Below are 15,450 nucleotides of genomic sequence, written 5' to 3' on the forward strand. Positions count from 1 at the left end.
TCACTCCTCGAAGCTCAGGCGGACGCTGCCGAGACCGTCCAGGACGGCCTCGAAGTCGTCGCCAGGGTGTACGTCGATCGCGCGGTGCACGCTGCCGGGCATGATCACGTGGCCGGCCACCAGGCTCACGCCGAATCCGGCCACCTTGCGGGCCAGCCAGGCGACCGCCACCACCGGGTCGCCGAGCACCGCGTCGGAGCGGCCGGCCGCGACCTCCTCGCCGCCGCGGTGGAGCCGAGCCTCGATGCCGCGCAGGTCGATGTCGGCCGGCTTGACCCGGTCCTGGCCGAGCACGAAGCCGGCCGACGATGCGTTGTCGGCGATGGTGTCGCCGATCTTGATGTTCCAGTTGTCGATCCGGGAGTCGATCAGCTCGATCGAGGGCGCGATGTACTCGGTTGCGGCCAGGACGTCGGCCTCGGTGCACTCGGCGCCCGGCAGCGTCGCACCGAGCACGAACGCCACCTCGACCTCGACCCGCGGCATGCAGTAGCGGCCGGCGCTGACCGGGGTGTCCTCGGCGAGCGCCATGTCCGAGAGCAGGTGACCGTAGTCGGGCTCGTCGACGCCCATCATGTCCTGCATCGCCTTCGACGACAGGCCGACCTTGTGACCAAGCACGGTCGCGCCGGCAGCGAGCCGCCGGCGGATGTTGATCAGCTGGATCTCGTAGGCGTCGACCACGTCCAGGTTGGGGTAGGTCTCCCGCAGTGGTGGCACTGGCGAGCGGGTGCGTTCGGCCTCGGCGAGGGTGTCGGCAACCTCACGTCGTACGTCGTCGGAGAGCATGGCCGCCAGTGTAGAACCTGTTACAGTTTCTGGCCATGAGGGACTCCTACGACGTGGTCGTCGTCGGCGCCGGTGGCGCCGGGATGGCGGCCGCTCTGGCGGCTGCCAAGCGCGGCCTGGACACCGTCGTGATCGAGAAGAGCGGCTACTTCGGCGGCTCGACCGCGCGCTCGGGTGGCGGGGTGTGGATCCCCGGCAACTACGCCCTGGCGGCTGCCGGACAGGCCGACCCGGCCGAGGAGTCCAAGCGCTACCTCGACTCGATCGTCGGCGACGTGGTGCCGAAGCTACGCCGGGACACCTTCATCGACCGCGGCCCGGAGGTCATGGAGTTCATCCGGGACCACACCCCGGTGCGGTTCCAGTGGGTGCCGGAGTACGCCGACTACCACCCCGAGGCGCCCGGCGGGCGGGCCCGGGGCCGGAGCGTCGAGCCGGTGCCGATGGACGCCCGCTTCCTCGGCGAGGAGCTGCAGCACCTGCACCCGCCGTACACGAAGGCGCCCGCCAACCTGATCGTCACGCAGGCCGACTACCGCAAGCTGCACCTCGGCTTCCGCACGTTCCGTGGGCCACTGGTGATGTTGAAGGTCGGGGTGCTGCGGCTGCTGCACATGGTGCTCGGCCGCAAGATGTACGCGATGGGCAACGCCCTTTGCATCGGGCTCCGGCAGGGGCTGGTCGACGCGGGCGTCCCGGTCCGCTACGACACCGAGCTGACCGAGCTGCTGGTCGAGGACGACCGAGTGACCGGCGTACGAGTGCGGCACGACGGTGAGGAGAGCGTGATCCACGCCCGCCACGGCGTGATCCTGGGCAGCGGTGGCTTCGAGAAGAACACCGAGCTGCGCGAGAAGTACCTCCCGACGCCGACCTCAGCGGAGTGGAGCACCGCCGCGCCTGCCAACACCGGCGGCGGCATCCTGGCGGGCGTGGCCGCCGGGGCCTCGGTGGACCTGATGGAGGAGGCCTGGTGGGGGCCGACCATCCCGCTCCCCCGCGGTCCGTGGTTCTGCCTGTCCGAGCGCAACCTGCCGGGCGCGATCATGGTCAACGGCGCCGGCGAGCGGTTCATGAACGAGGCGCTGCCATACGTCGAGGCGACGCACGCGATCTACGACGGCGAGGCCACCGGGGTCTCGCACGTGCCGTGCTGGATGGTCTTCGACCAGCGCTACCGCAACCGATATCTGTTCGCCGGTCTCGGTGGCCGGCAGCCCTTCCCCAAGTCATGGCTCGCCAGCGGCGTGATCGTGAAGGCGTCCACACTCGAGTCGCTGGCCGAGCGGATCGACGTACCCGCCGACCGGCTGAGGGCCACCACCGAGCGGTTCAACGGCTTCGCGGCGAGCGGTGTCGACGAGGACTTCCACCGCGGCGAGAGCGCCTATGACAAGTACTACTCCGACCGGACGGTGAAGCCGAACCCGTCGCTGCACGCGATCGACCAGGCACCCTTCTACGCCGCCAAGATCGTGCCCGGCGACCTCGGCACCAAGGGCGGCCTGGTCACCGACGAGCGCGCCCGGGTGCTGCGGGCGGACGGCTCGGCGATCCCCGGCCTGTACGCCGCGGGCAACGCCTCCGCCGCGGTGATGGGCCGCACCTACGCCGGCCCCGGCGCCACCATCGGCCCCGCCATGGTCTTCGGCTACCTCGCAGCGGAAGACATCGCAAGCAACTCCCAGGAGAGCTGATCGTGCCCATCGACCCGTCCGTCGCCGTCGGCGCCGAGCTCGCACCCCGCACCTTCCGATGGACCGCCGACAACGTGCTGCTCTACCACCTGGCGATCGGCGCCGGGTCCCGCCCGGGCGACAACGTCGACGCGGCGGCACTGCGCTACACGCTGGACGACGACGGCCTGCAGGTGCTGCCGTCCTTCGCCGTGGTGGCGCCCACCTTCTTCGAGACCGACGCGCCGCGGCTGGACCTGCCCGGCTGCGACATCGACCTGCAGAGCGTGCTGCACGGATCGCAGGGCGTCGAGGTTCACCGTCCACTGCCGACCTCCGGCTCCGCGACGCTGAACATCCGGATCACCGACGTGTGGGACAAGGGCAAGGCCGCCGTCATCGTCCAGGAGGGCAACGCGTACGACGACGCCTCGGGCGAGCTGCTGTGGACGGTCCGGTCCTCGATCTTCGTCCGCGGCGAGGGTGGCTTCGGCGGTGAGCGGGGGCCGTCCGCGAAGGCCGAGCTCCCCGACCGCCCGGCCGACGCGTCGACGTCGTACACCGTGACCCCGCAGCAGGCGCTGCTCTACCGACTCTGCGGCGACCGCAACCCGCTGCACGCCGACCCAGCTTTCGCGAAGGGCGCCGGCTTCCCGGCCCCGATCCTGCACGGCCTGTGCTCGTACGGCATCGTGCTGCGCGAGGTGACCGACCTGATGCTCAACGGCGACGCGGCCCAGGTCGGCAGCTTCTCCGCCCGGTTCGCCGGCGTCGTCTTCCCCGGCGAGACCATCGCGATCTCCACCTGGGACGAAGGCGACCACATCGCCATCACCGCCACCATCGCCTCCGACCACCCCGACCGCGACGGCGCCCCCGTCCTCGCCGACTGCCTGCTGACGCGGGCGGCAGTTTCACTAGGTACCTAGTGAATTTGTCCCTCCCCGTCGGAAACTTCGCGTGGGGAAGGACGGTTTCGCTAGGTCCCTCGTGAAACTGCCCCGCCCTCACGCCCCATCCAGGCCGATCGAGCGGCGGAAGGCGGGGACGCCGTCGACCTTGAGCTCGTGCTCGCCGCGGACCAGGTCCTCGGGGCTCAGCACCAGCTGCTGGTTGATCGCCACCTCGCCCTCACGCCGCTTCAGGCGGCGCAGGCCGTTCTGCCGATAGCCGACCTTCCGGCTGACCGCGAGCGAGGCCGGGTTGTCCTGGAAGGCGCCGGACGTGATCTCGACGGCGTCGAGATGGTCGAAGACGAACGCGCAGATCGCCTGGCGCATCGCCGTACCGATACCGCGGCCCTGGTAGCGCTGCCCGAGCCAGGAGCCGGTCTCTCCGGTTCGCGTGACCAGGTAGTTGTTGGTGTCGAAGCCCTGCACGCCGACCAGGACGCCGTCGTGCCAGACCCCGAGGTTCATCACCCAGGAGTCGGTCGAGAACTCGGCTCGGGTGCGCCAGTGGTACTGCAGGAAGTTCCGCGCCAGCTCGCCCTTCGGCGCCTGCGTCCACGGAAAGAAGAACGGCATCTCATCCGGATCGTGGATCCCGTCCTCCACCAACCCGGCGAGTGTGACCAGATCCTCATCCAGCATCCCGCGCAGCTCCAGCGGGCCTGCCTGCACACGCAGGCTGAGCAGTGGAAACAGGTCCCCGACGGTCGTCATGGCGGCATTCTTCCGGCCGGCGCGAGCTGAGCCAACCGGATTCCGGGCGCGAGAGGTTAGGTGCGGCCGAGGATCAGGCCCGACGTGGGTACGCCGGTGCCAGCGGTCACCAGGACGTGCTCGGCACCGGCGACCTGGTTGACCGACGTGCCGCGAACCTGGCGTACCGCCTCGGCGATGCCGTTCATGCCGTGCAGGTAGGCCTCGCCGAGCTGGCCTCCGTGGGTGTTCAGCGGCAGCCGCCCACCCAGCTCGATCGCGCCGTCGGCGATGAAGCCGGGCGCCTCGCCGCGGCCGCAGAAGCCGAGCTCCTCCAGCTGCATCAGGACGTACGGCGTGAAGTGGTCGTAGAGGACAGCGGTGTCGATGTCGTCGGACTCAAGGCCGGACTGCCGCCACAGCTCGCGGCCGACCACGCCGATCTCGGGGATGCCGAGGTCGTCGCGGTAGTACGACGTCATCACAAACTGGTCCGGCGCACTCCCCTGCGCTGCCGCCACGATCGGTACGGCGCCGCCAGCAAGGTCGCGGGCCCGCTCGGTCGAGGTGACCACCAGCGCGACCGCGCCGTCGCTCTCCTGGCAGCAGTCCAGCAGCCGCAGCGGGTCGGCGATCATCCGGGACGCCTGGTGGTCCTCCAGCGTGATCGGCCGGCCGTAGAAGAAGGCGGCCGGGTTGGTCGACGCATGCAGCCGGTCGGCGACCGCGACCCGGCCGAAGTCGGCCGAGCTGGCGCCGTACTCGTGGCAGTAGCGGCGTGCCTGCATCGCCACCGTCGCGGCCGGTGTGGAGAGCCCGTGTGGGTAGGACCAGGAGTTGTCGAGGCCGTTGGTGTTGGCCTGCGCCGCCGCCCATGACTGCACCTGCCCGAACCGCTGGCCGGACCGCTCGTTGAAGCCGCGGTAGCAGACCACCACCTCGGCGACGCCGGTGGCGACCGCCATCGCGGCCTGTAGGACGGTTGCGCACGCCGCGCCGCCGCCGTAGTTGATCCTGCTGAAGAAGCGCAGCTCGCCGATCCCGAGCTCGCGGGCCAGTGCGATCTCCGAGCTGGTGTCCATCGTGAACGTCACCAGCCCGTCCACCTCCGCCGGCGCCAGCCCGGCGTCGGCCAGCGCGGCCAGGATCGCCTCGCAGGACAGCTGAAGCTCGGACCGGCCCGAGTCCTTCGAGAACTCGGTCGCCCCGATCCCGGCGATCGCCGCCGCACCGCTGAGCGCCGTACTCATGGCAGCACCACCCGGACCTGCGCGGTGACGTGGCTGCCGAGGGAGACGGTGCCGACCACATCAACGACGCTCACCCCGTCCTCGATGCCACTGACCGCGCCGGTGAACGTGAGCGTGTCGCCCGGGTACGCCGGAGCGCCGAGCCGCAGCGCGCAGGCCTTGATCACCGCCCGCGGGCCGGCCCAGTCGGTGACGTAGCGCTGCACCAGGCCCGTCGTGGTCAGGATGTTGAGGAAGATGTCCTTCGACCCGCGCTGCACGGCCAGGTCGCGGTCGTGGTGGACGTCCTGGAAGTCGCGGGTGGCGATCGCGGTCGAGACCACCAGCGTCGGCGTGATCGGCAGCGTCCACTCCGACAGCACCTGTGGGCCGGTCATCGCGCACCCTCCTCGGCCAGCCGCCAGGATGGCAGCGTGAGCGCGTCGTCCACCGTGACCAGGTCGACGACCACCGGCGCGCCGATCTCGACGGTTTCGGGCGGGTCGAGCAGCTCACCGACCATCCGGACGCCCTCGGTCAGCTCGACCAGCACCAGCGTCAGCGGCAGCCGCTTGCCCGGGATCTTCGGAGCGTGGTGCACCACCGACGAGTGCACTCGGCCGCGGCCGGTGGCGACGACGTACCCGCGGTCCATCGCGTGGCACTCCGGGCAGACCGGTCCCGGTGGGTGCCGGAGTACGCCGCACGCGTTGCATTTCTGGATCCGCAGCTCACCCTCGGCCGTCCCGGACCAGAAGAACTCCGTGTCACGGTTGACCACCGGCCTGACAGGCTCACCGAGGTCAGCGGCCAGGGCGGCCGCACGCGGTCGGAACTTCAGCACCCGGAACGTCATCGTGGCCACGACCTCACTCCGCCCATCAGGTAGGGCGACCCACCAGCGCGACTCGGTGGTGACGAAGTAGCCCTCACCGACCCCGGTCTGCTTCGGCCCGACGACCGACTCGAGCCGGGTGGTCACCGCGACCTGCTCCCCCGGCTGCAGGTGGCGGGCGTAGGTCTGGTCGCAGTTGGTGCCGAGCACCGAGGTGTAGCCGGCCTCGTCGAGCATCCGCATGGTGCCGTGCAGCGGGTCGTGGGCCGGACGCTCGGGGTCGAGCCCGTACATCGTCCACACCTGGGCCATCGCGGTAGGCGCCACCGGGCCGCCGTACAGCTCGCGAGCGATCTCGGTGTCGGCGTAGATCGGGTTGCGGTCGCCGATCGCCTCGGTCCAGTTGTTGATCATCGGCTGGTTGACCGGGTCGCGCGCCAGGCGGGGCGCGGTCTCGCCGAGCGCGGCCAGCCGCCCGGCCTCCGCCATGATCCAGTCGTGGTCCCGGCCCTGGTCCCGGTCCGTGTCGACGCTCATTTCGTCGGCGCCTTGCGCGGGCGGCGGGCGGCCTTCGGCTTGGCCTCGGGGAGTACGGCGTCCCGCAGCCGCTCGAGTGCGGCCGGCACCTGTCCGGCGAGCAGGTCCACGTCCGGGACCTGCTCGCGGCAGGCGATGATCCCGACGTGGACGGCGCCGTTGTTCGACACCACAGTCACATTGAGACCGGCGCCGTGGAAGACCGGGCCGAGCGGGTAGAGCGCGTCGATCCGGGCGCCCATGAAGTAGAGCGGGATTGGTGGGCCTGGGACGTTGGAGACGACCAGGTTGTGCACGACCGGGTGTCGCTCGGCCAGCCGGAGCGCGGCGTACGCCCGGACCGCCAGCCCGAAGGTTCGCGGCGCCGCGAACTCGGCCCAGTCCTGGAGCATGTCTGCGCTGACCGCCTTGTGGTGGTCCTTGGCGTTGCGGTTGGCGGCCGCCATCAGCCGCAGCCGCTCCGCCGGTTCCTCGACGTCGGTGAACAGCCGCGCGAACAGCGCCGAGACCTTGTTGCTGCCGCCGGACCGCTCCGAGGTCTGGTGCACCGAGACCGGGACCGTCGCCAGCAGCGACTGCGGTGGCAGCTCGTCCTTGGCGGCCAGGTAGGACCGCAGCGCGTCCCCCACCACGGCCAGCACCACGTCGTTGACCGTGGTCTCTGAGACGTTCTTGATCGCCTTGATCTTGTCCAGCTCGAGGTCGGTGAAGGCGACGGCGCGGTGTCCGGTGATGGTGCCGTTGAACGGCGCGCGCGGCGCGGAGAACGGGGTCGGCATCGCGGTGCCCTGGCGGCCGCGGGTGACCCAGTTGGCGACCAGCCGCGTGGACGGCGCCAGCAGCTTGGGCACGATCGCCGGCCGCTTCAGGGTCGACAGCAGGCCCTGGCCGAGCAGGGTGAGGTCGCCGGGAACGCTGACCGGCTCGGCTTCCGGCGCCGGTGGCCGCAGCGGCTCCGAGTCCGGCTCGAGGCTGCACAGGTAGGAGACCAGGTTGGCGCCGGAGACCCCGTCCACGGTCGCGTGGTGCATCTTGGTGAAGACCGCGACCTTGTCCTCGGCGTACCCCTCGATGACATGCATCTCCCACAGCGGGCGGCTGCGGTCCAGCGGGATGCCCGCTAGGTGACCGGCGAGCTCGACCAGCTCGTCGTACCCACCCGGGTTGGGCAGCGCGTGCCGGTGCACGTGCCGGTCGATGTCGAAGCTCTCGTCGGGGACCAGCAGCGGGTGATCCAGCCCCAGCGGTACGCCGCGCAGCTTGCTGGTGAACTCCGGGAGCCCCTGCACCCGGCGCTCGATCTCGTTGCGGAACACCGGATAGGAGTACGGCGTCGGCATCGTCGACGGGTCCACCACGACGATCGCGCAGACGTGCATCATCTGCTCCGGCGTCTCCAGGTAGAGGAAGCTCGCGTCGAGGCCCGAAAGTCGCTCCATGGCGAGCAGTGTAGCGGGCCAAATTGGAACACGTTCTAGTTTGTGAGTGTGGACACTAACAGGTCCGATGTGCGTTAGACCCGCTCGCGCAAGATCACAAGGATCTCCGGGCTAGCATGCGAAGCGTGAGCTACCTCCTCCGCCAGATCGTCACCGCCGCCCTCACTGCGAACGCGATCCGCCCGTCGCGGAACCCGCGGCTGTCCATCCCCACCTTCGCGGCCGGCTGGCTGACCACCGAGCTGGCGCCACACCTGCTCGCCCTGACTGCGACCGACACCGCGGTCCAGACGGCTCGTGGCAAGGCCGGACTCGCCGGGAAGACGCTCGCGGCGGCGAGCGTAGCCGGCCTCGGCTACACGCTCTACGAGTCCACCAAGGTTCGTAACGTGGTCGAGGACGCGCTCGTCGACGGCCTCGGCCTCGACTACGTCGAGCAGCTCGACGCGGCGCCTACCCCTGCCGAGCTGGCGACGCCGTGGCGGAAGCTGGTCAACCCGTTCCGGATGCGCGACGAGCGGGTGCGGGTGGACCGGGACATCCCGTTCACCCAGTACGGCGCCCGCGGCCACCTGGACATCTACCGCGGCGTCGATGGCCCGGCGTCGGGTGCGCCCGTGCTGCTCCAGGTGCACGGCGGTGGATGGACGATCGGCCGCAAGGACCAGCAGGGCATCCCGCTGATGCAGCACCTCGCCGCGAAGGGCTGGGTGTGCGTCTCGATCAACTACCGGCTTGCGCCCCGCGACGCGTTCCCGGCCCAGATCATCGACGTCAAGAGCGCCATCGCCTGGATCAAGGAGCACATCGCCGAGTACGGCGGCGACCCCGGCTACCTCGCGATCACGGGCGGCTCCGCCGGCGGCCATCTCTCGGCCCTCGCTGCGCTGACGCCGAACGACCCGGCGTACCAACCCGGCTTCGAGGACGCCGACACCTCCATCGACGTCGCGGTCCCCCACTACGGCGTCTACGACTTCGCCGGCGTCACCGACCTCCCCGAGGCCAAGCTGCTGCGCGACCACTTCCTCAGCACGCGGATCGTCCAGCGTCCCTACCAGGACGCGCGCGAGGTCTACGAGGCCGCCACCCCGATCCTGCGGGTCACCCCGGACGCCCCCGACTTCTTTGTGATCCACGGCCGCACCGACACCCTGGTCCCGGTCGGCCACGCCCGCCACTTCGTCGCCAAGCTGCGCGAGGAGTCCAAGCGCTCCGTCGTGTACGCCGAGCTCCCCGGCGCCCAGCACGCCTTCGACATCTTCCCGTCCGTCCGCTCGGCCCACGTCGTCCGTGCCGTCGACCGCTACCTGCACTGGCACTGGAACACCACGAGAGCGGCGCACCGCGCGGAAGTTTCACTAGGTACCTAGTGAAACTATCCCGCCCCACGGGAAACTTCCGACGGGGAGGGACTGCTTCGAACGGGCATGTCTCAGCGGGGCAGGCCCAGCAGCCTCTCGGCGGTGACGTTGCGCAGGATTTGGGTGGTGCCGCCGGCGATGGACAGGCAGCGGGTGAGCAGCATCTCGTGCACCTCGGCATCGGCCTCGCCGGTCAGCACCCGGTCGCCCATCAGCTCCACGACTAGCTCGGCGGAGTCCTGACGGCTCTGCACGCCGAGCAGCTTGGCCACGCTCGACTCGGCGCCGGGCGGCTGGCCGGCGAGTGACCGCAGGGTTGCGCGGACGCCGAGCAGGGCGACGACGGTCGCGGTGGCGACCTCGTGGCCGACCCGGGTCAGCGTCGCCGGATCCACGCCGGCGGCCGCAAGCTCCACGGCCCGCTCGGTGCTCAGGCCGAGCTTGCGGTTGGCCATCGCCACCCGCTCGCTGGCCAGGGTGGCGCGGGCCAGCCGCCAGCCGTCGTCGACCTCGCCGACGACGTACTCGTCCAGGACCACGACGCCATCGAGGAAGACCTCGTTGAACAGTGCGTCACCCGTCAGCTCGCGCAGCGGCCGGATCTCGATGCCGGGGCTGGTCATGTCGAGCAGGAAGTAGGTGATGCCCTTGTGCTGTGGCGCGTCCGGGTTGGTCCGGGCCAGGCAGATCGCCCAGTCGGAGGCGTGCGCGAGCGTGGTCCACACCTTCTGGCCGGTCAGCGCCCAGCCGCCGTCGACTCGTTCGGCACGGGTGCGCAGCGCCGCCAGGTCGGAGCCTGCCTCCGGCTCACTGAACAGCTGGCACCAGACCAGCTCGCCCAGCATCGTCGGCCGGACGAACTGCTCGCGCTGCGCGTCGGTGCCGTAGCCGAGGATCGTTGGCACTGCCCAGGCGCCGATCTTGATGTCAGGCCGGCTGACGCAGACGCGGGCCAGCTCCTCGTCGACGACCAGCTGTTCGACGGGACCGGCACCGAGGCCGTACGGCGCGGGCCAGTGCGGCGCCAGGTAGCCGGCATCGACCAGCGCGGCGCGCTGCTCGTCTACAGGGAGCGCCGCGATCGCGGCCGCGCGGTCCCGCACACCGTGCCGGATCGCCTCGTCGCGGCCGTCGAAGTCGATCCGCACCGCACGCCGCTCTCCCGCCACCGCCCGCTCGGCCAGGTCGCGCGCGGCGGCACCGGCACCGCCCAGCAGCGTCTGCAGGGTCAGCACCCGGCGCAGGTAGAGGTGGGCGTCGTGCTCGAAGGTGAACCCGATCCCGCCCAGCACCTGGATGCAGGTCTTGGCCACCTCGACGGCAGCCGGTACGGCGATCACGCCGGCCACCTCGACGGCGAAGGCGCCGCCCTCGTCGTCGTACGCAGCGGCCGCGTCCCAGGCCGCCGCGGTCACCGACTCGGCCTGCTCCAACATCTCCGCACACAGGTGCTTGACCGCCTGGAAGCTGCCGATCTTCTGCCCGAACTGCTCGCGGACCTTCGCGTACTCGACCGCGGTGCCGAGACACCAGCGCGCTACACCGGCCGCCTCGGCCGCCGCGACGACGACCGCCGCCCGGCGTACGTCGGCCGTGGTCAGCCCCGGAACCTCCACAGCGTCGGCCACTCCGTCGAGGGCGACGGCTCCGGCGCGCCGGGTCAGGTCGGGCAGCGGGTGCGGCTCGATCTGGGCTCGGTCGGCCGGGACGACGTACCACCGCTCCCCCGCACCCAGCAGCAGCCGGTCCGCACCTGGGGCGTCGAGCACGACCCGCACCTCGCCGGACAGCACGCCGTCGGTCTCGGTCAGCGTCGGCGCCAGCCCGACCGCGAACCGCTCATCCACCGCCAGTCCAGTGCCGCGGAGACAGAGTGCCGCGACCGAGGCCGACAACAGCCGCCCCGGTACCAGCTCTTGGGCGGCGGCCTCGAGGGCGACCGCCTGGTCGAGCACGCTGCCGCCCCCACCGCCGCCGCTCTCGGGCAGCGCGATCGTCGCGATCCCCATCTCGGTGACCGCCGCCCAGATCGCGTCGAAGGACTCGCCGGCCTCGGCCTCGGCGGCCCGGGTTGCGTCGAGCGGGCCGAGCGCGGCGGCCCACTTGCGGACCGTCGCGGCCAGCTCGGTGTGGTCGTCGGAGACGCCGATCGACACGCTCTTCTCCTTCACTGCCGAACTAGAACGTGTTCCACATGCTAGCGCGCCCTGCTCGGCAGATTAGGGTCGTCCGCGTGATGCCGCCAGATCTGCTCGAACATGCCCGCGCCGCGAAGGGCTTCATGCCCGAGGACGAGGGGCTGCTGCTGCACCGAGTAGCCACGGAGCGGCTGCCGCACGGACCCGCGCTCGAAGTCGGCACCTACTGCGGCAAGTCCGCGATCTATCTCGGAGCAGCGGCGCGCGAGGTCGGCGGTACCGTCTTCACCGTCGACCACCACCGCGGCTCGGAGGAGAACCAGGCGGGCTGGGAGCACCACGACGCCTCGCTTGTCGACCCCGAGTTCGGGCTGATGGACACGCTGCCGACCTTCCGGCACACCATCGCCCAGGCCGGCCTCGAGGACCAGGTGGTCGCGGTCATCGGCAGGTCCACGACGGTCAGTGCACTCTGGCGGACGCCGCTGTCGATGCTGTTCATCGACGGCGGCCACGCCGAGGAGCACGCGCAGAACGACTACACCGGCTGGGCTCCGTGGCTCGCGAGCGGCGCCTCACTGGTCATCCACGATGTCTTTCCCGACCCGGCCGACGGCGGCCAGCCGCCGTACCACGTCTTCTTGCGGGCGCTGGACAGCGGCGACTTCGAGGAGGTCGAGCAGCTGGGCTCGATGCGGGTGCTACGACGTACGCGCGGAGAAGCCGGCGACCCGGTCCGCTGACGGACAGCCGCACTCCAGCGCGAGCTCGTCGAAGTGGGCGGGCAGCGAGCTGCCGTGCATGATGTCCGACCCCGGTGTGGTGCCGCTGAGCGCGTCGGCGGCCAGGATCACCGCGGCGGCGGTGTACGTCGTCTGCTCACCCGGCCAGAACACGCCCTCCGGGTGCACCGAGCCGGTCCAGTAGTCGCCGTTGTCGTGCCGCAGGTGCTGCATGTCGGCGAACAGCCGGACCGCCCGCTCCCGGTCGCCCAGCGCGTCCAGCGCCATCACCAGCTCGCAGGTCTCGGCTCCGGTCACCCACGGGTTGGTGTCGACGCAGCGAATGCCGAGCCCGGGCATCACGAACTCGTCCCACCGCGATGCCAGCAGCGCATGACCGGCCGCGCCGCGCACCGCGCCGCCGAGCACCGGGTAGTACCAGTCCATCGAGAATGTCGACTTGTCTAGGAATAGATCTCTGTGCTCGCGCAAAGCGTGCCCAAGCCGGCCGCCGGTCAGCTCCCACTCCGGCTGCGGACGATCCAGGAGCTCCGCGAGTGCGACACCGGCCCGCAGTGACTGGTAGATGCTGGACGAGCCGGCCAGCAGGCCATCCTGATTCGTGCGTGCCGGCTTGCCGTCCTTCCATTCCTGCGACCAGGCGATGCCGCCGAACGGCAGCTGCATCCCGGCCACCCAGTCCAGCGCGCGCCGTACGCTCGGCCACATCCGGCGCACGAACGCCAGGTCGCGGCGTACCAGCCAGTGGTGCCAGACGCCCACCGCGAGGTACGCCGACATGTTGGTCTCGCCGCTCGCGTCTTCGATCTCGCCGGCCACGATCTTCATCGGCCACGAGCCGTCCTCGCGCTGCGTGGCCAGGCACCAGTCGTAGGCGCGCGCGGCGGCGGCCGGCTGCCCGCCGACCAGCAGCGCCATCGCCCCTTCAACGTGGTTCCAGGCGTCGGTGTGCTCGCCGACGGTCCACGGCACGGCCCCGTCGGCCTCCTGCATCGCCGCGATCCCCGCTGCGGTCTGCGCGACCTGGGCAGCGGTGAGCACGCCGGCGACGGCGGGGATGGCGCTACGCCGCATCCGGCTTGCGGAAGTAGAGGACCAGGCTCTTGCCGATCACCGGGTTGAGCACCTTCTCGGCCGCGCGAGTGACGGTGCTGTACCGCGGCGTCTTCATGATGTCCCACACCAGCACCTGGTGGTACGCCTTCACCAGCGGGTTGTCGTCGTTGTTGACGCCGACCGCGCACTTGATCCACCAGTACGGCGAGTGCAGGCCGTGGGCATAGTCCTTGCCGTCGTACTCAAGGCCGGCGTTGGCGAGCTTGCCGATCAGCTCCTTGTCGGAGTAGATCCGGATATGGCCGCCCGGGGCGTTGTGATAGTCGTCGGAGAGCTGCCAGCAGACCAGCTCCGGGAACCATCGCGGCACGCTCACCGCGAGCGTCCCGCCGGGCCGCAGCACCCGCACCAGCTCGCCGATCGCCTGGATATCGGCCGGGATGTGCTCGAGCACCTCGGCGGCAACGATCCGGTCGAACTCGCCGTCGGCGAACGGCAGCGCGAGCGCGTCGCCCTCCTTGATGTCGGCCTCGGCGCCGGCCGGGACCTCGCCGGCCTCCTTCATCGCTGCGAACAGTTCAAGTACGCCGGCCAGCTCGTCGGCGTCCTGGTCGAAGGCGATCACGTCGCCGCCGCGCCGGTACATCTCGAAGGCGTGCCGGCCCGCGCCGCACCCCATGTCGAGGACGCGATCACCGGGCTTGAGCCCGAGCCGGTCGAAGTCAACGGTCAGCATCAGCGGTTGTTCCTCTCCGCGGTTTGGCTCGCTCCGCTCGCAGCGATGGCCTCTTCGTACGCCGCGGCCGTCGCCACCGCGACCGCGTGCCAGCTGAACTTCTCCAGTACCCGCTCCCGGCCGGCCTTGCCCATCCGGGCCCGGCGCTCCGGGTCGTCGAGCAGGGCGGCGAGGGCGAGCTCGAGCTCGCCCACGTCGCCCGGCGGCACCAGGTCGGCACAGAGCCCTTCCGGCCCGACCACCTCGGGGATGGCGCCCGCGCGGGACACCACGAGCGGGGTCTCGCAGGCCATCAGCTCGGCGGTCGGCAGCGAGAAGCCTTCATAGAGCGACGGGACGCAGGCCAGCTCGGCCGAGCCCATCACCTGCACGAGCTCGGCGTCGCTGATCCCGTTGACGAACCGGACCGCGTCGCCGATCGCGAGCTCCTCAATGAGCTTCTCGGTGCGCCCGCCGGGCTCCGGCTTGGTCACCAGCAGCAGCTCGACGTCGCGCTCGGTACGCAGCTTGGCGAACGCCTCCAGCAGCGTGGAGATGCCCTTGATCGGGCTGTCCGCGCTGGCCATCGCGACGATCCGGCCCGGCACCCGGGGCTCGGTCGGCGGCCGGAAGCCGTCGTCGACGCCGAGCGGGATCACCTGGATCCGCTCCGGGTCGACGCCGAAGTCCTTGACGATGTCGCGCTCGGACGACTCCGAGACGGTAAGGATCTTGGAGACCTTGCGGGCGACCTTGCCCTGCATCCGCAGGAAGCCGTACCACCGGCGCAGCGTCAGCTTCTTGCGCAGCGTCGGCGCCGCCTCCAGGTCGATCCGGCGGTCGAAGGTGATCGGGTGATGGATCGAGGTGACCATCGGGAAGCCCATGCGCTCGATGTCGAGCATGCCGTAGCCGAGCACCTGGTTGTCGTGGACAACGTCGAAGTCGTCGCGGCGCTGCTTCATCAGCTTGGCCGCGCGCTTGCTGAACGTCTTCGGCTCCGGGAAGCCGGCCACGCACATGGTGGCGAACTCCTCGACGTCCACGAGGTCGCGGAACTCACCGAGGCCGGGCACCCGGAACGGGTCGGGGTCGCGGTACAGGTCGAGGCTCGGGACCTTGGTCAGCGTCACGCCCTCGTCGAGCTCGGGGTAGGGCTGGCCCGAGATGACCTCGACCTGGTGCCCGAGCTTGGTCAGCTCACGACTGAGGTGACGGAGGTAGATCCCCTGGCCGCCGCAGTGCGGCTTGCTGCGGTACGACAGCATTGCGATGCGCAAAGCCTG

The 15,450-nt window shown here is 70.6% G+C and carries 14 protein-coding genes; 4 read left to right on the forward strand and 10 right to left on the reverse strand.

From position 1 onward, the window contains the following. Entirely contained in the window at nt 1–789 is a 789-nt protein-coding gene (locus tag DDV73_RS05135; RefSeq protein ID WP_109506175.1) for a 2-keto-4-pentenoate hydratase, read from the reverse strand. Between the two features lie 35 nt (nt 790–824). Between DDV73_RS05135 and kstD the strand changes: the two genes are divergently transcribed. Then, on the forward strand, nt 825–2,486 hold the full coding sequence (kstD, locus tag DDV73_RS05140) for a 3-oxosteroid 1-dehydrogenase (protein WP_109506176.1): 1,662 nt from the start codon (nt 825–827) through the stop codon (nt 2,484–2,486). A gap of 2 nt (nt 2,487–2,488) precedes the next feature. Beyond that, nucleotides 2,489–3,394 (forward strand): MaoC/PaaZ C-terminal domain-containing protein, encoded by a 906-nt coding sequence (locus tag DDV73_RS05145; protein ID WP_109506177.1) that lies wholly within the window; start codon nt 2,489–2,491, stop codon nt 3,392–3,394. 78 nt (nt 3,395–3,472) lie between these two features. Here the strand turns inward: DDV73_RS05145 and DDV73_RS05150 are convergent, their stop codons facing one another. Genes DDV73_RS05150 through DDV73_RS05170 form a run of 5 tightly spaced genes read right to left on the reverse strand, consistent with a single transcriptional unit; the run spans nt 3,473 to nt 8,148 of the window. Further along, on the reverse strand, nt 3,473–4,129 hold the full coding sequence (locus DDV73_RS05150) for a GNAT family N-acetyltransferase (RefSeq protein ID WP_109506178.1): 657 nt from the start codon (nt 4,127–4,129) through the stop codon (nt 3,473–3,475). 56 nt (nt 4,130–4,185) lie between these two features. Then, nucleotides 4,186–5,358, reverse strand: coding sequence for a lipid-transfer protein (locus DDV73_RS05155; protein ID WP_109506179.1), 1,173 nt, complete (start codon nt 5,356–5,358; stop codon nt 4,186–4,188). Next, the gene (locus tag DDV73_RS05160; RefSeq protein ID WP_109506180.1) at nt 5,355–5,735 is read right to left on the reverse strand and encodes a MaoC/PaaZ C-terminal domain-containing protein; all 381 of its coding nucleotides are present in this window, start codon (nt 5,733–5,735) and stop codon (nt 5,355–5,357) included. Before DDV73_RS05160 ends, DDV73_RS05155 begins: the two co-directional genes overlap by 4 nt. After that, nucleotides 5,732–6,709, reverse strand: coding sequence for a bifunctional MaoC family dehydratase N-terminal/OB-fold nucleic acid binding domain-containing protein (locus DDV73_RS05165; RefSeq protein ID WP_206050719.1), 978 nt, complete (start codon nt 6,707–6,709; stop codon nt 5,732–5,734). Before DDV73_RS05165 ends, DDV73_RS05160 begins: the two co-directional genes overlap by 4 nt. Next, the gene (locus tag DDV73_RS05170; RefSeq protein WP_109506181.1) at nt 6,706–8,148 is read right to left on the reverse strand and encodes a WS/DGAT/MGAT family O-acyltransferase; all 1,443 of its coding nucleotides are present in this window, start codon (nt 8,146–8,148) and stop codon (nt 6,706–6,708) included. Before DDV73_RS05170 ends, DDV73_RS05165 begins: the two co-directional genes overlap by 4 nt. Nucleotides 8,149–8,264: 116 nt before the next feature. Between DDV73_RS05170 and DDV73_RS05175 the strand changes: the two genes are divergently transcribed. After that, entirely contained in the window at nt 8,265–9,521 is a 1,257-nt protein-coding gene (locus DDV73_RS05175; protein ID WP_109506182.1) for an alpha/beta hydrolase fold domain-containing protein, read from the forward strand. Nucleotides 9,522–9,583: 62 nt separating this feature from the next. Here the strand turns inward: DDV73_RS05175 and DDV73_RS05180 are convergent, their stop codons facing one another. Beyond that, complete coding sequence (locus tag DDV73_RS05180; protein WP_240617131.1) at nt 9,584–11,683, reverse strand: acyl-CoA dehydrogenase family protein; 2,100 nt, start codon at nt 11,681–11,683, stop codon at nt 9,584–9,586. Nucleotides 11,684–11,748: 65 nt separating this feature from the next. On the opposite strand from DDV73_RS05180, the gene DDV73_RS05185 reads away from it, so the two are divergent. Further along, the gene (locus DDV73_RS05185; RefSeq protein WP_109506184.1) at nt 11,749–12,393 is read left to right on the forward strand and encodes a class I SAM-dependent methyltransferase; all 645 of its coding nucleotides are present in this window, start codon (nt 11,749–11,751) and stop codon (nt 12,391–12,393) included. On the opposite strand, the gene DDV73_RS05190 is transcribed toward DDV73_RS05185, so the two are convergent. From DDV73_RS05190 to DDV73_RS05200, 3 genes are read right to left on the reverse strand one after another with little or no spacing between them, the layout of a single operon-like run. Continuing rightward, entirely contained in the window at nt 12,352–13,467 is a 1,116-nt protein-coding gene (locus DDV73_RS05190; RefSeq protein ID WP_109506185.1) for a glucosidase family protein, read from the reverse strand. The two genes, DDV73_RS05185 and DDV73_RS05190, sit on opposite strands and share 42 nt — an antisense overlap. Continuing rightward, nucleotides 13,457–14,185 (reverse strand): class I SAM-dependent methyltransferase, encoded by a 729-nt coding sequence (locus DDV73_RS05195; protein WP_109506186.1) that lies wholly within the window; start codon nt 14,183–14,185, stop codon nt 13,457–13,459. Before DDV73_RS05195 ends, DDV73_RS05190 begins: the two co-directional genes overlap by 11 nt. Then, on the reverse strand, nt 14,185–15,444 hold the full coding sequence (locus DDV73_RS05200) for a glycosyltransferase family 4 protein (protein WP_109506187.1): 1,260 nt from the start codon (nt 15,442–15,444) through the stop codon (nt 14,185–14,187). The genes DDV73_RS05195 and DDV73_RS05200 overlap by 1 nt, the downstream gene beginning before the upstream one ends. Nucleotides 15,445–15,450 lie beyond the last annotated feature (6 nt).

The organism is Nocardioides speluncae (genome assembly GCF_003121585.1).
In the GTDB taxonomy this organism is placed as follows: Bacteria; Actinomycetota; Actinomycetes; order Propionibacteriales; family Nocardioidaceae; genus Nocardioides; species Nocardioides speluncae.